General features: G+C 31.1%; 1 protein-coding gene. It reads left to right on the top strand.

Annotated features, from left to right (window positions below; translation table 11 throughout):
* The first annotated feature begins 398 nt into the window (after positions 1-398).
* Positions 399-563 carry a hypothetical protein gene (locus Q0733_RS12965; protein WP_298782760.1) on the top strand — a complete coding sequence of 55 codons (165 nt, stop codon included), beginning with the start codon at positions 399-401 and terminating at the stop codon, positions 561-563.
* The last annotated feature ends 238 nt before the right edge of the window (positions 564-801 follow it).

The following is an 801-nucleotide window of genomic DNA, read 5'->3' as shown; positions in this document are numbered from 1 at the left end:
CTCGCAATCGTAAAAGTCTGTAAAATGTAGTTATTTTTCGCTAAATTTACCCAGCAAATCATACACATAAAACGTTGGCAATAATATAAACGAACCCAATAAAATTGAGAAAATATCTGAAATTTTTGATTCTAATCATACTTCTGACAAGTTATAGTTGTGCTTACGAATCGCAAAACAGAGAAAAACTCGAATCGTCTTTTGAGGACAACTTTGGATTTAAGCCACCTGAATCTGTAAAAAAGATTAAACTTAAAAATCGAGGGTATTTTGATTTTCAAGTTCATTATATGTCATTCACATATGACTCAAATGTTTTGGAGAAAATTATTGCTCACGACCAACCTCTGAATATTGCCGAAAGTAATAATGTGAAATTTGGAAATATAATAGAGGAATTGGAAAAAGACGCGAATCCACCTAGTTGGTTGGATTTACCTAATAAAAATGTTGACCGAATTTATTATAAGAATGACTTTTTAGACCATACTTTTAGCGAATATTATTTATGGACTAATAAAGAAACTGAAATGACTTATTTGTATGTTCATTTCTTTGATTGAAAAAAATACTATTGCCAACACCGTATATAAAAAATTGCGGGTGTTGTGCTAAAACAAAGGTAGTTGCACGTTTGCTACGTCTGATTTTCCTTCGGAAAATCCTCGCACGTAAACCCGCAACTTTCCATATACAAACACGTTGTGTGTCATTAAAAACGAACTTCCTCTATTCAAGAACTTAACGCAACAAATCTAAATTAATAGATTTGTAATAATGATAAGAAAAAAGAATAGAAGA

It is taken from the genome of uncultured Polaribacter sp. (genome assembly GCF_947500975.1).
Classification (GTDB): domain Bacteria; phylum Bacteroidota; class Bacteroidia; order Flavobacteriales; family Flavobacteriaceae; genus Polaribacter.
Note: the sequence above shows the minus strand (reverse complement) of the source record. Positions and strands in the feature narration are given on the sequence as shown.